The organism is Streptomyces sp. NPDC002144 (assembly GCF_053593695.1).
Genome location: NZ_JBSFDB010000101.1, coordinates 1 through 15,186, shown reverse-complemented (window position 1 = coordinate 15,186; position 15,186 = coordinate 1). Strand labels below are relative to the sequence as shown.

The following is a 15,186-nucleotide window of genomic DNA, read 5'->3' as shown; positions in this document are numbered from 1 at the left end:
GTGGTGACGATCCATCACATCGTCGACGGCGGCGAGGGCACCTATCCCTGGATCGTCATGGAACTCGTCGACGGCGGCTCCCTCGCCGACCGGCTGGCCCGTGGCCCCATGGCGCCCGCCGAGGCCGCCCGCATCGGCCGAGGAGTACTGGACGCGCTGCGCGCCGCCCACGCCGTCGGCGTCCAGCACCGCGACGTGAAGCCCGCCAACGTCCTGCTGCGCACCGACGGCAGGCCCGTGCTCACCGACTTCGGCATCGCCGCGATCCGTGAGTCCACCGCCCTGACCGCCACCGGTTCGATCATCGGCACGCCCGACTACATGGCACCCGAGCGCATCTCCGGCGGCGACGGCGGACCCGCGTCGGACCTGTGGTCCCTGGCGATGATGCTGTACGTGGCCGTCGAGGGGCACCATCCGCTGCAGCGCGGAACGACGCTGGCCACGCTGGCCGCCGTACTCCACGAAGACGTGCCGCCGCCCCGGCGGGCCGGGGCGCTGACGGCCGTACTGGAACGCCTGCTGGTGCGGGATCCCGGCGCACGGCCGGACGCGGACGCCGTGGACGGACTGCTGGCCGCGGCGGCCACGGACGCCGCCCGACCGGCCACGACCTCCTATCCCCTCGCGCCACCACAACCACGGCGCCCGCCGCAGCCCAGCACGGTCGTGGCCGGCCCGCGACGGCGGCGCGGTGCCGTGATCGCCTCGGTCGTGGCGGGCGCGGTGCTCGTCGGGACGGGAACCTGGGTGGCCCTGTCCGGCGGGGACGGCGACAAGGCGTCGGCGAACTCGAGCCCCGGCCCGCACTCCACACCCACGACCTCGGCCTCCACCACCGCCTCCGGTGGGACGCCCGCGCCCGGCGCGACGTCGAAGCTGGCCACCGGCATGCTGACGCCCACCGGAATCCGCACCGCCATCAAGGCGGTCGAGGACAAGACCGGGAGGACCAGCTTCGGCTCCCTGAACGTCTATCCCGAGTACGCGTCCATGCGGATGCTGGTCCCCGGGAGCCCCACCCACTACGACAGCTACACCTACCGCCCCGGCGAGGGAGTCAAGAAGGACATCATCAGCGGCTCCCTGGGGTCCGAGAAGCCCGTCAGCCTCAAGGGCTTCAACTGGGACGCGGTGCCCTCACTGCTCGCGCTCGCCGAGAAGAAGTGCCATGTCGACAAACCGACGAGCCACTATCTGCTCCTGCAGTCACCGAACCGCTTCACCAACTCCCCAGCCGGCATGGCCGTCTACCTCAGCGACGACTACGGCACCTGCTACGTGGCGGCCGATCCCCAGGGCAAGGTGACGCGGGTGGTGCCGGCCGAGGAGTGACAATCGGCCCGTTCACCCCGCATGCCGCGGCCCCAGCGCACGCAACCCCGCGTTGAGCAGCGCCCTAGAGTAGGGTCCGGCCCGTCGAACGCGACGGGCCCTGCTCTATGTTCATGCAGCGCCGCATCGGAGGTTCAGGGCGCGGCGGGCGGCGTTGATGAGGTTGTGGGCACCTGCCCCCACCACGTCCGCCGGCGCTAGGCAGTCAACCCCACTGAGGCAGCCAGCATGCCGCCTGGCCTCGCCCCAACTGAACAGGCCCGCTCGGCAAGTCGCCCCCACAGCGCCCTATCCGCCCGTGACCAGCGCGTCCCCCAGCGCCGTCCGCTCATAGCGCACGTAATAGCCCTGGCGCCGTGCGTCGAGCAGTCCCGCCTGTCGCAGGGTCGTCAGATGGGCCGACACGGTGGACGGTGCCAGACCGTGGCGCTCGGCGAGTTCCGTCGTCGCGGCGGGGAGCGTCAGGTCTGCGAGAAGCGCGGCGCGTTGCCGGCCCAGGAGGCGGGCCAGCGCGGCGGGCGGGCGCGGTACCGGGGTGGCATGGAAGCGGCCCATGCCCACGGCGGGGTAGATCACCGTCGGCTGCCACGGGCGGGCGAAGCCGCTGACCACGTCCGGCCAGACGAAGACGCTCGGCATGAGCAGGATGCCGCGTCCGTCGGCCCGTTGGGCGTCGGCCAGGTCGCCGTACATGCGCAGGGTGAGGGTGTGACCGGCCCAGTCGATGCCGGGGTGGAGGCCGGTGAGGAGGGCGTCGAGGCCGCCGTCGGCCGCCTGGCGTGAGCGGTCGGCGATGTCGGCGGCGAGGACGGCATGGTGGCGCGGCCAGTCGGGGGCGAGCAGGGCGTGCCAGGCCAGTTCGGTGAGGTCGGCCAGCCGTCGGACGGTCGCGGCCGGGTCGTCCAGGGCGGCGCGGCCCTGGGGCGACTCGGCCAGACCTGGCGTGCCGGCGAGTGAGCGCGCGATCTCGGCGTGGGCAAGGGCGGGGTCGGTGGCGCGCATCCGGGCGAGTTCGTCCTCCATGGAGGGGGAGGGTTCCCGCGGGGGCGGGCCGAGGAAGTCGGGGGTGTAGCCGCCGGTGCGCGGGATGAACAGCCACAGCGGTGACAGGTCGAGGCCGGCCAGGGTGCGGCGCATCCGGCGCAGCCAGGTGCGGTGGTAGCCGTGCCGGGCCGGACGGCGCAGCATGCGCAGCGCCTCGTGGGTCTGGCACAGCGGCGAGATGGCGAACCGGCAGCGCGTCAGGTCCTCGGTACCCAGGTGCAGGGTCAACGGCAAAGCGGCCTCCGTGAGCGGTTGCGATTCGATCCCGAACGAAATAGTAGAAGCCCCTCTCCCGGAACCAACACGCTTGCCGTCGGCCGCACTTGGCCGTCCCCCTACACCACGGAGACCTTCGGATGGGTAACCCGCCTCCGGCCCACTGGCGCAGGGCCGCCGTCGTCGCGGCGCTGATGCTGGCGGCGTTCACCTTCAACACCACCGAGAACCTGCCCGTGGGCCTGCTCTCCCTGATGGCGGACGACCTGGGTGTCTCACTGACGGCCGTGGGGGCGCTGGTGACCGGGTACGGCCTGACGGTGGCCGCGGTGTCGCTGCCGGTCGCCCATGTCACCCGGTCCGTGCCCCGCCGGTATCTGCTCGCCGGGCTGCTGGGCGTGCTGGCGGTGGGCTGCTGGGCCTCGACCCTCGCCACGGCGTCGTACGGGCTGCTGCTGGCGGCGCGCGTCGCGACCGCGCTGGCGCAGGCGCTGTTCTGGGCGGTGATGGGGCCGGTGGCGGTCGGCCTGTATCCACCCGAGCGGCGCGGGCGCGTCATCGGGTTGCTGTCCGTGGGCGGTTCGCTGGCCACGGTGCTGGGGGTCCCGGCCGGCACCTGGCTGGGCGGACACGGCGGCTGGCGGGCGCCGTTCGCGGCGCTCGGGGTGCTGGCGCTGGTCTCGCTCCTGGTCGTCGCCGCCCTGCTGCCGACATCGCGTCCGCGGGAGAGCCACGCCGCGTACGGCGCCGCGCCGGACCGGCACCGGTTCCTCGTCGTCCTCGCCACCACCGCCCTGTCGGTGACCGGGGCGTTCACGGGATGGACGTACGTCGTGGCCTTCCTGGACGAGGTCGGCGGATTCGGCGAGGACGCGGTCAGCGCCGTGCTGTTCGCCTTCGGTGTGGCGGGACTGGCCGGTGTCACCCTGACCGGCCCGCTGCTCGACCGCTTCCCGCGCGCCACGCTGAGCGTGCCGGTGGCGGCGCAGACGGCGGCCCTGCTCGGTCTGTACGCGGGCGGGAGCGACCAGGTGACGGCCGTCGCGCTGCTGATGCTGCTCGGCGCGTCCGTGGGGCCCGTGTTCATGGCGACCCAGAGCCAGGTCCTGCGGGTCGCCCCCGGCCGTACCGAGACGGCTCTGGCGGCGAACTCGGCCGCCTTCAACGTGGGGGTGGCCGCCGGGGCCCTCTTGGGCGGCGGCCTGTTGCCGCTCGTCGGCCTGCGCGGCACCTTCCTGGCCGGGGCACTGCTCACGGCGGGAGCTCTCACGGTGCTGACCTGGTCCGCCCCCAGGCCGGCGACAGCGCCCGCCCGGACGCGGTAATCCCGTGGATCGCGGCCGGCATCCGTCGTTACCGTGCCCGCATGGGCGAGGAGGAGACATGGGGCCGGGCACGCCGGTTGTACGTGGCGTTGCTCGACCACGCGGGGGTGGAGCCGTTCGCCGACGTGGTTCGGCCGTGGCTCGACCGGGCCGAGGGCGGTTACCGCACCGCGCTCGGCGAGGGAGCCGCGCTGCTGGCGCGTACGGCCCTCGACGGGCCGGACGAGCGGTGCCGGGACGTGCTGTGGGAGCTGTACGCGCTCAGCCGGGTCAGTGACGCACTCCTGTCGGCCTTTCAGCCGGAGGGGGAGGACGAGGAGCCCTGGTCGCCGTCGGTGCCCCTGCCACGGTACGTGGAGTTGTTCGGCCGCCTGGGCATGACGTCCTTCGAGGAGACCGCCGTCTTCGATCCCGTCCTGCACGAGATCGTGGACGTGGAGCAGTCCGCGGACCCGGAGGAGCCGATCCGGATCACCGAGGTCGTCTGGCCGGGACTGTGGATGGGCGATCTGCTGTTCAACCGTGCCGGTGTACGGGTGCGGGCAGGGGTTCGGAACGCCGAGCGGGGTGTCGCCGACCGCTCTCCGCTGTACTGGGCCCACCGGCGCCGGCACCGCCCGACGGTCGACCAGTCGATGGGATGGGGACACAACTCCCAGTGGCGTACGGACATTCGAGTCGACCTGCGCACCGAGAACGGCTACGAACTCAACGCCTGCGCCCGCGGTGACATCGACGACACCGACGGCTTCACCGACGCGGCGCTGACCGCCGAGGAGCGTCGTGATCTGCTGCGTCACCGGTGTCTGGTGCGCACACCGGTCAACGCCGCCGAACTCAGCGGTACGCCCGGATGGGAGACGGACCTGTACCCCTTCGACGGACGGCTGAGCACCTCTGCGGCGTGATGCGCGTCCCGATTGGGGTGATACGGCACGGACACCCCCTCCCGGCGGTCTATCGTGTCCGCATGTCCCTCCCCGAACTGATCCGTATCGTCTCCCGCGACTCGCCCATGGCGCTGGCCCAAGTGGAGCGTGTCCGCGCCGAGTTGGCCGCGCTGCACCCCGGTGTGCGCACCGACGTCGTGCCGGTGAAGACGACCGGTGACAAGTGGATGGGCGTGCTGTCCCAGGTGGAGGGCAAGGGCGCGTTCACCAAGGAGGTGGACGCGGCGCTGCTGGCGGGCGCGGCCGATCTCGCGGTGCACTGCCTCAAGGACGTGCCCGCCGACCGTCCGCTGCCGGCGGGGACGACCTTCGCCGCGTTCCTCAAGCGGGACGACATCCGGGACGCGCTGGTGCATCCGGAGGGTCTGACGCTGGACGAGCTGCCGGAGGGGACGCGGATCGGCACCTCCGCGGTGCGCCGGGTCGCCCAGCTCGCGGCCACCCACCCGCACCTGGAGTGCGTGCCGTTCCGCGGGAACGCCAACCGGCGGCTGGCCAAGCTGGAGGCGGGCGAGGCGGACGCGCTGCTGCTGGCGGTGTCGGGGCTGGAGCGCATCGGCCGTACGGACGTGATCAGTGAGGCCCTGTCGCCGGAGACGATGATGCCGTCCATCGGCGCGGGCATCCTCGCGCTGCAGTGCCGGGAGGGCGACACCGAGCTGATCGACGCCGTCAGCGGGCTGGGCGACCCCGGCACGCACCGGGAGGCCACCGCCGAACGGATGTTCCTGCACGTCCTGCAGGGCCACTGCAACAGCCCGATCGCCGGCTACGCGCGCGTGGACCACGCCGGGGAACTGTCGCTGCGCGCCTGCGTCTTCACCCCCGACGGCAAGACCCGGCTCAATGCGCACGAGTGGGCGGGCCGGCTCGACCCGGCCACGCTGGGTACGTCGGTGGCCGTGGCGCTGCTGCGTCAGGGCGCCCGGGAGATCATCGACGGCATCCCGCACTGACACCCGTCATCAACGCCGCTCAGGCGGTGCCCTCTTCGGCCTGGTCGCGCAGGAAGTTGCTGACCTGGTGGGCCAGTCCCTCGCGCAGGGTGCCGGCGGGGGCGCCGACGGAGTCCTCGTGCAGTCCGATGCCGCCCGCCCACAGCCGGCGGTCGGCCCAGTCGTCGTCGACGCGCAGCTGGATCTGGACGTCGACCTGGCTCAGCCAGTCCTCGGGACCGGCCGCGTACAGCACGGCGGTGGCGCGGCGCAGCGGGTAGACGTCGAAGCCCTCGATGAACTGCGAGTTGCGCCAGTCGATGAACGCGGACTCGCCGTCGGGGCCGATCCGCACGTCGATCTGGCCGTCCTCAAGATGGATGGTGCAGGCCTGCTCGCCCCGGTTCTCGACGGTCACCCGCAGGGCGAAGTAGGTCAGCCCGGCGGCCGCGTCGTCCCGTCCGCGCGGGGGCTCGGCCGCTTCCAGACGGTGGACGCGGACACGCAGGCCGGCATGCTCGTCGTACTCCTGCCAGTCCCCGACCACGTTCGGCTCGTACACAGTCCACCTCTCGACCTCAGAGAGCTGCTTCCTATCTGTGTGCTCAGTGCACTGTCAAATGAGCAGAATGCGCTGTGGCCAGCGAATTCGCCCCCTTTGATCACTGATCAAGCCGTGCGCAGGAACAATCGCGAAAACCGGCCACTCGCCCTCTCCCGCGTGCGTGCCGCACATCACGTTCCCCGGGTGTGATCAGCGGGCCAGCCGGCCCAGGAGCGAGGAGGCCGCGGTGATGCCGAGCGCGGCGGCCCCGAGCAGCACCCCGAAGTCGAGCGCCACGTGCGCGTGGACGCCGATGAGCAGCCCGCGCAGGGCGTCCACCTCGTAGCTGAGCGGGTTGACCTTGCTGACCGCCTGGAGCCAGCCCGGCATGACGGAGACCGGGTAGAGGGCGTTGGAGCCGAAGAACAGCGGCATGGTGATGGCCTGTCCGATACCCATCAGGCGGTCGCGGCTCAGGACGATGCCGGCGATGGTCATCGACAGACAGGAGAAGAAGGCGGATCCCAGGATCACGATGGCCGCCACGGCGAGCAGCTTCAGCGGGTTCCAGGTCAGGGCCACGCCGAGCAGCGCGGCGATGATGACGACCACGACGGCCTGGATCACCGACTTCACTCCGGCCGCGAACGCCTTGCCGGTGATCAGTGCCGAGCGCGGGGTCGGTGTGACCAGCAGCTTGTTGAGGACGCCGGCGTCGCGTTCCCAGATGATCTGGATGCCGTAGAAGATCGCGATGAACATCGCGGACTGGGCGATGATGCCGGGCGCCATGTAGTCGATGTAGGGGATGCCGCCGGTGGGTATCGCCCGGATCCGGGTGAAGGTCTGGCCGAAGATCAGCAGCCACAGGGCGGGCTGGACCGCGCGGGTGTACAGCTCGGTGCGGTCGTGGCGCAGCTTCTGCAGTTCGACGGCGCACATCGCCCCGACCCGGGCGGGCAGCAGCCGCCAGCCCGCGCGCGGCCGGGGCGGCCGCAGGAGCAGGTCGATGCCGGCGGCGCGAGGGGCGTCAGCCGACACGGTGCGCGGTGCGGCGGGTGCTTCGGACATCGCGGAAATCTCCTGACTCCTCGTCGAGACCGCTGCCGGCGACGTCACGGAAGACGTCCTCCAGGGTCGGCAGGGTGTCGGTGCCCCGGCGGTCGGCGAGACCCTGACGCAGCTCGGTGGGCGTGCCGAGGGCCCGGATGCGGCCGCGGTGCATCAGCGCGACCCGGTCGCAGTACTGGTCGGCCTCGTCCATGTAGTGGGTGGTCACCAGCACGGTCATGCCGGTGGCCTCGCGCACGGCGTTGATGTGCTCCCACACGCCGGTGCGGGCGATGGGGTCGAGGCCGATGGTCGGCTCGTCGAGGATCAGCAGCCGGGGCGCGCTGACCAGGGCCTGGGCGAGTTCGAGGCGGCGGATCATGCCGCCGGAGTAGGTCTTGGCGAGCCGCTCGGCGGCGTCGGTGAGGTCGACGGCGGCCAGGGCCTGGCCGACCCGCGCGGCCCGCTCGCGCCGGGAGACGTCGAAGACACGGGCGAACAGTTCGACGTTCTCGCGTCCGGTGAGACCGGCGTCGGCGGACAGCTGCTGCGGCACGTAGCCGATCAGGCGTCGTACGGCCATACGGTCCTCGGCGGCGTCGTGCCCGAAGACACGGACCATGCCGGCGGGGACCGGCAGCAGGGTGGTGATGCAGCGGATGGCGGTGGTCTTGCCGGCGCCGTTCGGGCCGAGCAGGCCGAAGACCTCGCCCTCCCCCACCGTCAGATCGAGTCCGTCGACCGCGTTGGTCTCGCCGAAGGAGTACCTGAGGCCGGTGCAGGCGATGGCCTCGGCGCGTTCGGTCCCGGCGTCCGGCGTCATGATTCCTCGGCCTCCTCGTGCAGGTTCTCGGCCAGCCTGCGCAGGGCGGGGACGGCCGCGCGCAGGGCCTCCCGGTCCGTCTCGTCGAGCCCGGCGAGGCCGCCTCGTACGAGTTCCGCGCGCCGTTTGCGCCATTCGGCGATCCGCGCCCCGGCGGCCGGGGTGGGCAGCAGCCGGGCGGCACGGCGGTCGGCCGGGTCGGTCTCGCGGACCAGATAGCCCTGCCGGGACAACTGGTTGACCAGCGTCGACACCGAGTTCCCGGCCAGGTGGAGGTCCTTGGCCGCGTCCGAGATGCCGATGCCGGGCCGGGCCACGACCAGGCGCAGCAACTCGACCTCGGCGCCGCGCAGCTGCGGGGCGATCTGCTGACGAAGCCGGCGCCTGAGCCTGCGCTGGACGCCGATGAGGGCGTCGATCAGGTCGTCCGGGAGGTTTTCCGGTTCCACGTCCAAGAGATTACCTCTGTAGCAGAGGTAACCAATCTCAAGAGAGGGTCAAGCCGCGCTGCGCGGCCAGCCGATCGCGATCCGTTACCGTATGGCCCGTTTTGTTTTGAAAGGGGTGGTCCGGGGCATCCGAATCTCAAGTGCTTCGGACTGGAGGCACGTCCGTGGGAGCCGGTCAGGCCCCGGATGTCCTCCGCAGGCCCGGTCCGCGCCTCCCGCGGTGTCTGTCCACCCAGCACCGCCCGAGGGAGGTGCGCGCGATGCGCGTCACCACCAGCAGAACCAAACCCCACCCGCATGACGACGCCCCCGACACGGCCGACGCCTTCGAGCGACTGACCCGGATGCCCGACGGCCCCGAGCGCAAGGCGCTGCGGGACGAACTGGTACGCATCTGGCTGCCCATGGCCGAGCGGATCGCCGTGCGGTTCAAGGGGCGCGGCGAGACCCTGGAGGACCTCTACCAGGTCGCCGCACTCGGCCTGGTCAAGGCGGTCGACCACTACGACCCGGGCCGCGGACACGCCTTCGAGGCCTATGCGGTCCCCACCGTCACCGGCGAGATCAAGCGGCACTTCCGCGACCACATGTGGACCCTGCACGTGCCGCGCCGGGTCCAGGACCTGCGCAACCGGGTACGGCAGGCGGCCAAGGACCTGTCGCAGACCACTCCGGGCCGGGCGCCGACCGCCGCCGAGATCGCCGAGCGGGCGCAGCTGAGCGAGGCCGAGGTGCGCATGGGGATGGAGGCCCTGGACTGCTTCTCCACGCTGTCCCTCGACGCCGAGATGCCCGGAACGGACGGCTACGCCCTGGCGGACGCGATCGGCGGACCGGATCCGGGCTACGACGTCGTGGTCGACCGCGTGGCGGCGAGCCCGTGCCTGCAGGCGCTGCCCGAGCGCGAACGGACCATTCTCTACCTGCGGTTCTTCCGCGGAATGACACAGAGCCGGATCGCCGAGCAGCTCGGCATCTCGCAGATGCACGTCTCCCGTCTGCTCAGCGCCTGCTTCGCTCAGCTGCGGGAGCAGTTGCTGGCCCAGGCCCAGACCCGCTGAGGGCGCGCGTACCCCGGCCTCTCACTCCTCCGGTGGGGCGCCGGGCACCTGTGTCGGGCCGTAACGGTCCAGGGCGTCCTCGAGTTCGGCCCGGATCTCCGCCGGCATCATGCCGCTGCGGCCCCAGATGACGATCAGCTCCGCCACATTGCGCAGCTTGATGTTGGTGTGCTGGGAGACGTCCTTCAGAACCGCCCACCCCTGATCGGGTGACACCCTGCCGAGAGCGACGACCATACCGATCGCCTGGTCCACGACGGCATGCGACGCCACGGCTTCCTTGAGCTGGTCCACCTGCTCCTCCAGCTCGAAGATCCGCTGGGTCTGGGCGGACTGCTCGTGCTGCTGCGCTGCCACGCATCCATGGTCCGCACTCGCCGCGCCCCGCGCCAGCCGAGGCGCCGCACGGGTGGGGGCCACCGTTTCGGCCCCCACCCCGGGGTACTCGGCAGGCGCATCGAGCGGTTCCGGTTGGACACTGGTGACACACCGGTGGCCGCCGGTGGACGAGACCCCAGGACGCGAGCGCCATGAACGACCACACGACACGCCGCGGCGGTACGACCAACGTCGTCTCCACGCACTCCGTGTTCGGGGCCCCCTGCTGGGTGAGCCTGACCAGCCGTGACCTCGACGCCACCGAGGACTTCTACTCGGCCGTACTCGGCTGGCAGTGGCGCTCGGCCAAGCTCGGTGACCGGTTCCGGATGGCCATGGTGGACGGCACGCCGGTGGCCGGGATCGCCGGTGTCGCCTCCATGTGGCAGATGGCGGTGGCCTGGACGGCGTACTTCGCCGTGCGGAGCGCCGACGAAGCCGTGGCCCGCGCCCAGGAGCGCGGCGGTACGGCCGCGGTCGGGCCGATCTCCTTCCCGCCGGGACGGGCCGCCCTGCTCGCCGACCGGGACGGGGCGACCTTCGGGATCTGGGAGGGCGAGCTCGTCTCCGACTGGGACAAGTGGCGCCACGCCGCCCCTACCTTCGTCCGGCTGCACACCCGCGACGCCTTCGACGCGGCGATCTTCTACGGCGAGGTGCTGGAGTGGGCCACCGAGCGGCCCGGCTGCTGCGAGGTGCACTACGAGGGCGGCGAGGTGGTGCTGCGCAGCCAGGGCGACATCGTGGCCCGCATCGAGTCCGGGGCGCTCGGAGCGGCGCCGGACCCCACCATCCGGCCGCACTGGCAGGTCCACTTCGCGGTGGAGGATGTCGCCGCGTGTGTGCGGGCCGCGGAACTGCACGGCGGAAGCGTGCTGTCCAAGGGCAGCGACGAGGCGGTGCTGCGGGACGCGGACGGGGCGCAGTTCACGGTGACGTCGCGCCGCGAACGGTAGCGTCCCGCTTGGGTTCTGAGCTCGGCCTCGGCCTGCTCAGCCTCCCGCGGTGCCTTCTCCAGACGGCGCCGGGGCGCGGAAGGAGGCGGCGCCGGCCGACGGGCGGGCGGGGTGCGGCGGGGAGGCCGAAGGGCTTGACCAGTCGTCCGGTGGCCCGTTCCCGGCCCTGCCCCCGCGGCCGTTCACCTCAGGGTTTTCTGCGGGAGGGGCGTGACAGCAGCACCAGGCTGCGCGGCTCCACCAGCATCCGGGTGCCGGCCTTGTGTTCCGTCTCGTCGGGCGGTCCCTTGGTGACGGCGGTGTCGATCAGGGTCGTCCACCGCTCGCCGTACGCGGCGTCCGGGAGGTGGAATTCCATCGGCTCCCAGTAGCTGTTGAACAGCAGCAGGAAGGAGTCGTCCACCACGCGGCGGCCGCAGGAGTCGTGTTCGGCGATGGCGTCGCCGTTGAGGAACGCGGCCACCGAGTGAGCGTCCGGGCGCTGCCAGTCCTCCTCCGTCATCTCCTCGCCGCCCGGCGCGAACCACACCAGGTCGGGCAGCGGCCGACGGGCGCGGACGGGGGTCTCACCGCGGAAGAAGCGGCGGCGGCGCAGCACCGGATGGGCGGCCCGCAACCCGATCACATAGCGCGTGAAGTCCGCGAGGTCCCGCTGCTCCTCGCTCAACTCCCAGTCCACCCAGGAGACTTCGTTGTCCTGGCAGTAGGCGTTGTTGTTGCCGCCCTGGGTACGCCCAAGTTCGTCGCCGTGGCACAGCATCGGGATGCCCTGCGACAGTAGCAGCGTGGCGATGAAGTTGCGCTGCTGGCGGGCCCGCAGCTCCAGGACTGCCGGGTCGTCGGTCTCGCCCTCGGCACCGCAGTTCCAGGACCGGTTGACGCTCTCGCCGTCCTGGTTGTCCTCGCCGTTGGCCTCGTTGTGCTTGTCGTTGTACGACACCAGGTCGCGCAGGGTGAATCCGTCGTGCGCGGTGACGAAGTTGACGCTCGCGCGGGGGCGGCGCCTGCTGTGCTGGTACAGGTCGGAGGAGCCGGTCAGCCGGGACGCGAACTCGCCCAGCGTGTGCTCCTCCGCGCGCCAGAAGTCCCGTACGGCGTCGCGGTAACGGCCGTTCCACTCCGACCACAGCGGCGGGAAGTTGCCGACCTGGTAGCCGCCCTCCCCCACGTCCCAGGGCTCGGCGATCAGCTTGACGCGGCTGATCACCGGGTCCTGCTGGATGAGGTCGAAGAACGCCGAGAGCCGGTCCACCTCGTGGAACTGCCGGGCCAGCGTGGCCGCGAGGTCGAAGCGGAAGCCGTCGACGTGCATCTCGGTGACCCAGTACCGCAGCGAGTCCATAATCAGCTGCAGCACGTACGGGTGGCGCATCAGCAGGCTGTTGCCGGTGCCGGTGGTGTCGTAGTAGTGCTTCCAGTCGCCGTCGACCAGGCGGTAGTAGGAGGCGTTGTCGATGCCGCGGAAGGAGAGGGTGGGACCCTTCTCGTTGCCCTCGGCGGTGTGGTTGTAGACGACGTCGAGGACGACCTCGAGTCCGGCCGCGTGCAGCGCCTTGACCATGGTCTTGAACTCGGTGACCTGCTGGCCGCGGGTGCCGTGGGCGGCGTAGGCGTTGTGCGGGGCGAAGAAGCCGATCGTGTTGTAGCCCCAGTAGTTGGCGAGGCCCTTGTCCTGCAGCACGCCGTCCTGCACGTACTGGTGCACCGGCATCAGCTCGACGGCGGTGACCCCGAGCGCGGTCAGGTGCTCGATGACCGCCGGGTGGGCGAGGCCGGCGTAGGTGCCGCGCAGTTCCTCGGGGACGTCGGGGTGGGTGCGGGTCAGGCCGCGGACATGGGCCTCGTAGATGACGCTCTCGGCGTACGGCCGCCCCGGCGGCCGGTCGTCGCCCCAGTCGAAGGCCGGATCGGTCACCACGCCGAGCATGGTGTGCCCGGCGCTGTCGGCGCGGGAGCGGCCGTGCGGTGCGCGCTCGAAGAGGGAGGCGTGGTTGTCCACCTGTCCGTCGACCGCCTTGGTGTACGGGTCCAGGAGCAGCTTCGCCGGATTGCAGCGGTGGCCGAGTTCCGGGTGCCAGGGGCCGTGCACCCGGTAGCCGTAGCGCTGTCCGGGTCCGATGTCGGGCAGGTAGCAGTGCCAGACGAACCCGTCGACCTCCGTCACCGCGGCGGTGCTCTCGGCGCCCTCGTCGTCGACGAGGACGAGCTCCACGCGCTCGGCGACCTCGCTGAAGAGGGCGAAGTTGGTGCCCCTGCCGTCGTAGGTGGCACCCAACGGGTAGGGGTGCCCGCTCCACACGGGCACCCCTGCCTTGCGGCGGCGCTTCGCGGTCACCGGGCGTCCTCCAGCACGCCGGCGCCGTCGGCCGGGGCCGCGAGGGCCGCGACGGGCACCTCGCGGGGCACCTGGCGCACCTCGCGCAGACTGGGCGCGGGCGCCACCGGTACGAGGGGGACGCGTTCTCCGGCGCGGGCGCGCTGCGAGAACCAGATGACCTTGCTGCCGGTGTCCGTGGCACAGCAGCCCCAGCCGTCGCTCATCGCGGCGATACGCTGCAGACAGGACCGCAGGTCCTGGTCCGGGCGCAGTTCACAGTCGTTCTCCCCGATGGCGGTGATCAGGTGCTGGCCGTTCCACCACATCTCGATCGACGTGTTCTTGTCCGTCGCGTGCTCGTCGATGGCCTTCAGCAGCAGCTCGGCGCCGCGGCAGACGGGGTCGACCAGCGTCTCGAGGTCCCAGAGCCTGAGGTGAGCGGCCAGGATGCGCCTGACCTGTCCGACTCGCTCCGGACTGACTTCCACGTCGAGGTGGTAGTAGCAGGGCACTGCGGTCTTCATCGTCGTTGGCTCCTCACCGGCGAAGCTCTCGCTCCTCCTCGCCCCTGGTGGGACGGGGCCCCGAACGCGAAGCGTGAGCACTGATCGCTCCTGAGTCACCCCAAGCGTGGGCGAACTACGCCATTCGTGCAACACGAGCGGACGCCAGGTGGGTGGCGCACACGACACGGTTGAATTTCCAACAAGACGCTGCGTTGTTGCACATGCACCATGTGTCACAGATCTCGATGCCCGTAACGGATCCGTGCGTGTCCACTCCACGCGCACGGCCGCCGCCCGACGGTCGGGAAACGCGCCATCGAGCCCCGAAAGTGAAGGGCGTCATGCTGCTACCGGCCAAAGCCGAAGTGGCCCGCCAACTGCGGCGGTACCGGGCGTGGGAACGCGTCATGCTCGCGTCCCCCGCGGACCGCGCGGTGCGGGCCACCTTCGAGGACTCCGGGTACACGCTGTGCGTGTTGATGGGCAAGCGCTGTGCCCGCGAGGCCGCGGACGCCGCCGAGCGTTATCTGCGGTCGAGTCTGGTCGCCTATCTGGCGGAGCAGGACGAGCGTCCCCGCGCCGAGGAGGCCGACCGGCACGGTCCGCCTACCGAGGTGCGCGGTTTTCTCGCCGGAAGGTGACCCTTCCGGCGCGGTTCGTATCCCCGGCCGGGCTCCGCGCCCGGCCTCGAGCACGGCGGAGGTGACACCCATGAGTTCGATCCCGGCCATCGGCCGTATCCCGGTGCGCGACGTCCATCCGGTCGTCGAGTGCGGCAGACGTCCCGCGAAGGCGGTCGCAGGAGAAACGTTCCAGGTGACCGCCACCGTGTTCCGCGAGGGGCACGACGCCGTCGCCGCGAACGTCGTCCTGACCGATCCCGAGGGCACCCACGGACCCTGGACGCCGATGCGCGAGCTGGCCCCCGGTTCCGACCGCTGGGGCGCCGAGATCACGCCGACCGCGGAGGGCCACTGGACCTTCCGGGTGGAGGCCTGGAGCGACCCGGTCGCGAGCTGGCGGCACCGCGCCCGCATCAAGATCCCGGCCGGCATCGACGCCGGCCTGGTCCTGGAGGAGGGCGCCGAGCTGTACGAACGGGTCGCCGCCGGAGTGCCCGAGGGCGCCGGGCGCGCCACGATCCTGCTGGCCGCCGAGACCCTGCGCGACGACTCACTGCCCATCGCCACGCGTCTGGCGGTGGCGTTGACGCCGGAGGTGGACGCGGTGCTGGCCCGGCATCCGCTGCGGGAGCTGGTGACGGCCTCGGAGACGCTGCCGCTGCTGGTGGAGCGGG

Annotated in this window: 16 protein-coding genes; 8 read left to right on the top strand and 8 right to left on the bottom strand. The window is 71.6% G+C overall.

Annotated elements, in window-relative coordinates; all coding sequences use genetic code 11:
* Positions 1-1,335 (top strand): serine/threonine-protein kinase (locus tag ACWCQ1_RS50125; RefSeq protein WP_451029877.1); only part of this gene is annotated, 1,335 nt, incomplete at its 5' end.
* A 288-nt stretch (positions 1,336-1,623) separates the two neighbouring features.
* Here ACWCQ1_RS50125 and ACWCQ1_RS50120 read toward each other — a convergent pair.
* The gene (locus ACWCQ1_RS50120; RefSeq protein WP_451029876.1) at positions 1,624-2,613 is read right to left on the bottom strand and encodes a DUF5937 family protein; all 990 of its coding nucleotides are present in this window, start codon (positions 2,611-2,613) and stop codon (positions 1,624-1,626) included.
* Positions 2,614-2,735: 122 nt separating this feature from the next.
* Between ACWCQ1_RS50120 and ACWCQ1_RS50115 the strand changes: the two genes are divergently transcribed.
* The 3 genes from ACWCQ1_RS50115 (at position 2,736) to hemC (ending at position 5,826) form a co-directional block, all read left to right on the top strand.
* The gene (locus ACWCQ1_RS50115; RefSeq protein WP_451029875.1) at positions 2,736-3,920 is read left to right on the top strand and encodes an MFS transporter; all 1,185 of its coding nucleotides are present in this window, start codon (positions 2,736-2,738) and stop codon (positions 3,918-3,920) included.
* A gap of 41 nt (positions 3,921-3,961) precedes the next feature.
* Positions 3,962-4,828 carry a hypothetical protein gene (locus tag ACWCQ1_RS50110; protein ID WP_451029874.1) on the top strand — a complete coding sequence of 289 codons (867 nt, stop codon included), beginning with the start codon at positions 3,962-3,964 and terminating at the stop codon, positions 4,826-4,828.
* Positions 4,829-4,890: 62 nt separating this feature from the next.
* Positions 4,891-5,826 (top strand): hydroxymethylbilane synthase, encoded by a 936-nt coding sequence (hemC, locus tag ACWCQ1_RS50105; protein ID WP_451029873.1) that lies wholly within the window; start codon positions 4,891-4,893, stop codon positions 5,824-5,826.
* 19 nt (positions 5,827-5,845) lie between these two features.
* Here the strand turns inward: hemC and ACWCQ1_RS50100 are convergent, their stop codons facing one another.
* The 4 genes from ACWCQ1_RS50100 to ACWCQ1_RS50085 form a co-directional block, all read right to left on the bottom strand.
* Positions 5,846-6,367, bottom strand: coding sequence for a hypothetical protein (locus ACWCQ1_RS50100; protein WP_133047651.1), 522 nt, complete (start codon positions 6,365-6,367; stop codon positions 5,846-5,848).
* 192 nt (positions 6,368-6,559) lie between these two features.
* Complete coding sequence (locus ACWCQ1_RS50095) at positions 6,560-7,420, bottom strand: ABC transporter permease (protein WP_451029872.1); 861 nt, start codon at positions 7,418-7,420, stop codon at positions 6,560-6,562.
* Positions 7,380-8,222, bottom strand: coding sequence for an ABC transporter ATP-binding protein (locus ACWCQ1_RS50090; protein WP_451029871.1), 843 nt, complete (start codon positions 8,220-8,222; stop codon positions 7,380-7,382). Before ACWCQ1_RS50090 ends, ACWCQ1_RS50095 begins: the two co-directional genes overlap by 41 nt.
* Positions 8,219-8,671, bottom strand: a complete 453-nt coding sequence (locus ACWCQ1_RS50085) for a MarR family winged helix-turn-helix transcriptional regulator (RefSeq protein WP_133047648.1) — start codon at positions 8,669-8,671, stop codon at positions 8,219-8,221. The genes ACWCQ1_RS50090 and ACWCQ1_RS50085 overlap by 4 nt, the downstream gene beginning before the upstream one ends.
* Positions 8,672-8,931: 260 nt before the next feature.
* Between ACWCQ1_RS50085 and ACWCQ1_RS50080 the strand changes: the two genes are divergently transcribed.
* Positions 8,932-9,732, top strand: coding sequence for an RNA polymerase sigma factor SigF (locus tag ACWCQ1_RS50080; RefSeq protein WP_358610505.1), 801 nt, complete (start codon positions 8,932-8,934; stop codon positions 9,730-9,732).
* 21 nt (positions 9,733-9,753) lie between these two features.
* Here ACWCQ1_RS50080 and ACWCQ1_RS50075 read toward each other — a convergent pair whose 3' ends face one another.
* A complete protein-coding gene (locus ACWCQ1_RS50075) occupies positions 9,754-10,089 on the bottom strand; it encodes an ANTAR domain-containing protein (RefSeq protein WP_165955052.1) in 336 nt (111 codons plus the stop codon).
* A 173-nt stretch (positions 10,090-10,262) separates the two neighbouring features.
* On the opposite strand from ACWCQ1_RS50075, the gene ACWCQ1_RS50070 reads away from it, so the two are divergent.
* Complete coding sequence (locus ACWCQ1_RS50070; protein WP_133047646.1) at positions 10,263-11,066, top strand: VOC family protein; 804 nt, start codon at positions 10,263-10,265, stop codon at positions 11,064-11,066.
* A 187-nt stretch (positions 11,067-11,253) separates the two neighbouring features.
* Here the strand turns inward: ACWCQ1_RS50070 and glgX are convergent, their stop codons facing one another.
* Positions 11,254-13,371 carry a glycogen debranching protein GlgX gene (gene glgX / locus ACWCQ1_RS50065; RefSeq protein ID WP_451029878.1) on the bottom strand — a complete coding sequence of 706 codons (2,118 nt, stop codon included), beginning with the start codon at positions 13,369-13,371 and terminating at the stop codon, positions 11,254-11,256.
* Positions 13,372-13,397: 26 nt separating this feature from the next.
* A complete protein-coding gene (locus ACWCQ1_RS50060; RefSeq protein ID WP_133047644.1) occupies positions 13,398-13,907 on the bottom strand; it encodes a pep a2 in 510 nt (169 codons plus the stop codon).
* A 323-nt stretch (positions 13,908-14,230) separates the two neighbouring features.
* On the opposite strand from ACWCQ1_RS50060, the gene ACWCQ1_RS50055 reads away from it, so the two are divergent.
* The gene (locus ACWCQ1_RS50055; protein ID WP_133047643.1) at positions 14,231-14,530 is read left to right on the top strand and encodes a DUF5133 domain-containing protein; all 300 of its coding nucleotides are present in this window, start codon (positions 14,231-14,233) and stop codon (positions 14,528-14,530) included.
* Positions 14,531-14,600: 70 nt separating this feature from the next.
* Positions 14,601-15,186, top strand: a 586-nt coding sequence (locus tag ACWCQ1_RS50050) for a maltotransferase domain-containing protein (protein WP_451029870.1), incomplete at its 3' end; no start/stop codon positions are given.